Origin of the sequence: Roseicyclus sp. (genome assembly GCF_965662675.1) — a bacterium.
Lineage (GTDB): Bacteria > Pseudomonadota > Alphaproteobacteria > Rhodobacterales > Rhodobacteraceae > Roseicyclus.
Window position 1 is genome coordinate 1 of sequence record NZ_CBFIIK010000156.1, and the last position, 4,684, is coordinate 4,684.

5 protein-coding genes and 1 tRNA gene are annotated in these 4,684 nt (G+C 63.8%); 3 read left to right on the top strand and 3 right to left on the bottom strand.

Annotated features, from left to right (window positions below; genetic code table 11):
- Positions 1-824: lytic murein transglycosylase (locus tag ACTG4J_RS14830; protein WP_439140512.1), on the bottom strand; the 824-nt coding region annotated here is incomplete at its 3' end.
- A 207-nt stretch (positions 825-1,031) separates the two neighbouring features.
- Between ACTG4J_RS14830 and ACTG4J_RS14835 the strand changes: the two genes are divergently transcribed.
- The gene (locus ACTG4J_RS14835) at positions 1,032-1,214 is read left to right on the top strand and encodes a DNA gyrase inhibitor YacG (RefSeq protein WP_439140513.1); all 183 of its coding nucleotides are present in this window, start codon (positions 1,032-1,034) and stop codon (positions 1,212-1,214) included.
- Between the two features lie 206 nt (positions 1,215-1,420).
- Positions 1,421-2,461, top strand: a complete 1,041-nt coding sequence (locus ACTG4J_RS14840) for a cytochrome-c peroxidase (RefSeq protein WP_439140514.1) — start codon at positions 1,421-1,423, stop codon at positions 2,459-2,461.
- Between the two features lie 151 nt (positions 2,462-2,612).
- Here the strand turns inward: ACTG4J_RS14840 and ACTG4J_RS14845 are convergent, their stop codons facing one another.
- Positions 2,613-2,969 carry a DUF5368 domain-containing protein gene (locus ACTG4J_RS14845; RefSeq protein WP_439140515.1) on the bottom strand — a complete coding sequence of 119 codons (357 nt, stop codon included), beginning with the start codon at positions 2,967-2,969 and terminating at the stop codon, positions 2,613-2,615.
- A 23-nt stretch (positions 2,970-2,992) separates the two neighbouring features.
- Positions 2,993-4,309, bottom strand: coding sequence for an NAD(P)/FAD-dependent oxidoreductase (locus ACTG4J_RS14850; RefSeq protein WP_439140516.1), 1,317 nt, complete (start codon positions 4,307-4,309; stop codon positions 2,993-2,995).
- 245 nt (positions 4,310-4,554) lie between these two features.
- Between ACTG4J_RS14850 and ACTG4J_RS14855 the strand changes: the two genes are divergently transcribed.
- Positions 4,555-4,629, top strand: a tRNA-Phe gene (locus tag ACTG4J_RS14855).
- Positions 4,630-4,684: the final 55 nt, after the last annotated feature.

Below are 4,684 nucleotides of genomic sequence, written 5' to 3' on the forward strand. Positions count from 1 at the left end.
GCATCACCCAGATCGGGCAGCGCGCCGCCGCGCGCGGGCCGCACCCCGGCAGCCGCCCATGCGGCCACAGGGCGGCGGTTGTCGCGCCCCGTGCGCGCGGTGTCAAAACCCGTGGGCAGATGCACCTCCATCCCCCAAGGCTCACCCATCCGCCAGCGGTGCCGGCGCAGATATTCCCCGGTCGAGGCCAAGGCATCGCTGGGATCGTCGCCCCAGATATCGCGTCGCCCATCGCCCGTGAAATCGACGGCATATTCTTCGAAAACGGTCGGCATGAACTGGGTGTGGCCCATCGCGCCTGCCCATGAGCCTTGCATCCGGTCGGTCGTCGTATCGCCCGCCTGCAAGATGCGCAAAGCGGCCATCAGCTGCGCCTCGAAGAAACGCCCGCGCCGCCCTTCCCACGCCAAGGTGGAGGTGGCCGAGATCACGCCGATATCGCCCAACCGCGTGCCAAAGCGGGTCTCGAGCCCCCAGATCGCGGCGATCACATCGGCATCGACGCCGCTTTGCCGCTCAACGGCGGCAAGCGTCGCGCGCTGCGGTGCGACGCGCAGCCGTCCCAGCGCCAGATCATCCTCGCTTGCGACAAGGGCTAGGTAATCCTCGGTCGTGCGGCGGAACTCGGTCTGGTTGCGGTCACGGGCGACCACGCCGGGCAAAAACCCCTGTCCGGCAAAGCCCGCCCTCAGTGTCTCGGCCCGAATGCCCTGCGCTTGCGCGCGCGCGAAAAACGCCTCGCGCCATGCGTCATAGCTGGCATTTGGTTGCGGCAGAAAAGCGGGGTCGGGGGCTGCGCCGCGTGTTGTGGCGGTTTCACCCATGCATCCTGTCGCCACTGTGGCGCTCGCGCTCGCGAGAAAGACCCGCCTTGTTATCGGATATGCCATTTACCCACCGTTGCGCGCTATGCCTACACGCTTGTGGGTAATCCGCCGCGTGCATGACATCAAGTGGGCGCCGCGACATGGTTGCGATCGGCGCGGTGCCATTTCATACTGTGGCACACCCGGATCAACGGAGCACCGCCCATGGCTTGTCCCATCTGCGCAAGAGCGCCCAGCCCCGAGGCGCGCCCCTTTTGTTCGCGCCGCTGCGCCGATGTCGATCTCGCGCGTTGGCTCAATGGTAGCTATGCGATCCCCTCCGACAGCCCTGAAGATATCGCCGCCGCCGCCGAGGCGCTGGAACAGGCGCCGCAAAAGCCGCACTGAGGGGCAGGGGCGAGGCCGGGTGTGGTTATCGCCGCCGATCCGTCGGCCCCTTGGCCCAGCAATGACAGCATGCCGCAGTCTTGGCGCCCGCGAACCGCGTGATTATTGATCTATGTCAAGGGATTGTCGGTTGTTTTGCGATCTTGTGGCGGCGCACCGCCCACGCGGCACAGGAAGCGCGCAAAACGCGAAGCGAGAGACCGACCATGAAAGATTTCACCTTTACCGCAACATGTGCAATCGCGGCGGTTCTCGCCGCACCGGCCTTGGCCAATGATGATCTGCGCGCCTTTTCCAACGACCTGTTCGCGCCGATCCCGATGTCGACCCCCGACATCGCGGGCAATATCATCAGCCGACAGCGGGTCGATCTTGGCGCCATGCTGTTCTTCGATCCGCGCATGTCGCGCTCGGGGCTGTTTTCGTGCCAATCGTGCCATAATGTGGGGCTTGGCGGCGTGGATGGCCTGACCACCTCGATCGGGCATGGCTGGCAGCAAGGCCCGCGCAATTCGCCTACCGTCTATAACGCGGTCTTCAACATCGCCCAGTTCTGGGATGGCCGCGCGGCTGACCTGGCCGAGCAGGCGATGGGGCCGGTGCAGGCGGGTGTCGAGATGAACAACACGCCCGACCGTCTGCTCGAGACACTGAGTTCGATGGAAGACTATGTCGCGGCCTTTCAAGAGGCCTTCCCCGGCGAGGCGGAGCCCGTCACCTTCCAGAATTTCGCATTGGCCATCGAGGCTTTCGAGGCGACGCTGACCACCCCCAATTCGCGCTTCGACCAGTTCCTGAACGGGGCCGATACGCTGAACGAACAGGAAATCCGCGGCCTGCAATCCTTTATCGACGAGGGCTGTGCCGCCTGCCATGCGGGGGTGAACATGGGCGGACAGGATTACTACCCCTTCGGCCTTGTCGAGCGCCCCGGCGCGAATGTGCTGCCCGAGGGTGACCGCGGCCGTTTCGAGGTGACGCGCACCGCGACCGATGATTACGTCTTCCGCGCCTCGCCCTTGCGCAATATCGAATTGACCGCCCCCTATTTCCACTCGGGCGTGGTCTGGTCGCTGGAAGAGGCGGTCGCCGTGATGGGTGTCGCGCAATTGGGCGCCGATCTGAGCGAGGATCAAATCGCCGATATCGCGGCCTTCTTGCGGACGCTGACGGGCGAGATCCCGCAGGTGGTTCACCCGGTCTTGCCGCCCTCGACCGACGCGACGCCCCGGCCCGAACCGATGTAGGGCGTGCAGGAATTTGGTGCGCATCCCGTTCTCCTCCCTTGAGGATGCGCATCAAGGCTTGGCTGCGGGTGTTGTCCTCCCTTCCCCCGCAGCCAACAAAAGCAAAGGGCCGCCAAATGGCGGCCCTTTTTTCGATGTGTGCCGGGGGCCGTCAGGCCGATGTCGCACGATGCAGGAATAGGCGCTCGACGGTATAGACGAGAACCGCGGCACCAACCGCCCCCATCGCCGCGATCCCCAAGACCACCACCAGATCGACGGGCCCGCCGATATCGACCAAGCGGCTATCGGTCATCACCATGACGAACCAGACCGCCAAGACCGCGCCCAAGGGCATGAAAAGTTGCGCGATCAGAAATTGCCGCATCCCAAGGCTGCGATCGCGGATCAGCACGTAGATCCAGGCCCCGGTGATCACCAGCGCGGCCACGACCATCGCCCAGAACAGACCCGCGCCGAACATCTCTTCGAACACGGCGATCAGGGTCTCGAATGTCAATTCTTTCATCTGCTTATCCTTTCTTTCGCCGCTCAGGCCATGCCGCGCAGCATGGCGTTATAGGTGGCCTTCAGCGCCACCTCTTTCATCAGCCAGCTGATCCACAGCTCTTCGAGCGGTGCGATCAATCCGGGGAAGGACGGGGTGAGATTGTTGTTGTAGTCGAACTCCACCAGCATCGCGCGCCCGATCCGGGTGATCAGCGGGCAAGAGGTGTAACCATCATAGGTCTCGGTGCCTTCGCGACCGTCGAGGGCGGCGATCAGATGATCCTCGACCACCGGCACCTGCCATTTGACCGAGGCCGCGGTCTTGCCCTTTGGTACGCCCGCCACATCGCCCAAGGCCCAGATATTGGGGTAGTCATTGTGCCGCAATGTCGCCGGATCGCAGGCGACCCAGCCTTGATCGGCCCAGCGGTCGGCCCAAGCCAGCCCCGATTGCACTACGAAATCAGGCGCGCGCTGGGGCGGGATGACATGGAGGTAATCATAGGCCTCGTCATGCAGACCCCCATCCTGATCGCGGAAGGTGGCGATCTTGCGCGCCCCATCCACGGCGGTGAGCGTGCGCTGGAAACTGGTCGTTACCCCGCGATCCTCGAACAGCATGCGGACTTTCTCGGCCACGATCGGCACGCCGAAAAGCGATGTCTGCGGCACGATGTAGGCAAGCTCTGCAGCGCCCCGGTTGCCTGCGCGGCGCAAGCGATCATCGATGAGGAAACTATGCTTGAGCGGCGCGCCCGCGCATTTCATCTCGGTCGCGGGGCGGGTGAAGACACCGCGCCCGCCCTCTTCGACGAAGCGCGCGGCAGCTTGCCATGTGCGCGCGGCATAGTCCGGCCCCGCGTAAAGCGCGCCGACCCCGTTTTGGCCCACCATATCGAGCGAAAAGCCCGCGATGGCGTCGTGATCAAGCACAAGCCCCGGTGCCACGACGAGGAAATCGTAATCCAGACGTTCGCCCGCATCGGTCGTGACGTTTTGCGCCACGGGATCGACGGCGACTACACGCTCGGCGCGCAAGCTCACCCCCTCGGGCAGCCAGTCAGCGGTCTGGCTCACGACGTAATCGGCGGGTTTGAGGCCGGCGGCCACCAGCGAAAGCCCCGGCTGGTAAAGATGCTCGGCGCGCGGGTCGATCACCGTGATCTGCGCGCCCTCCAATCGGCGCACCAAGCGATTGGCCAAGGCCGTTCCTGCCGCCCCCGCACCGATGATGACGATGCGGGCATTGGTGCTGCGCATCGCGGCCTTGGCCCGCGGCACACCCAAAGCCGCGGCCCCACCGCCAGCGGCGATCAGGCCCAGAAAGCTTCGGCGGCTCGTGTGTAGATCGCCCGTCATGGCGCGTCTCCCTGTGTCGTCTTGTCAAATCCTGCGCCCGGTCTTTACGAAAGATGTCACATGTTAAAATTGACATAGATCAATTCCTGCACACAGAGCGGGGCGGCGCATGCGCAAGGCCACTTGGCAAAAGCTTCACCCCGCCACCCGTGCCGCCCAGCAGACGGAAATTTTTGCGCATACCCTCTGGACAGTGCAGAGGGCCTCGCTTAGACGACGTGCACCTGAACGATATTCGTTCCCATGCCCGGGTAGCTCAGGGGTAGAGCAGTGGATTGAAAATCCTCGTGTCGGTGGTTCGATTCCGCCCCCGGGCACCATTTTCTAAGTAGAATCAATGACTTAGAAATGCATCAAACACCCTAAAGTTGTAAA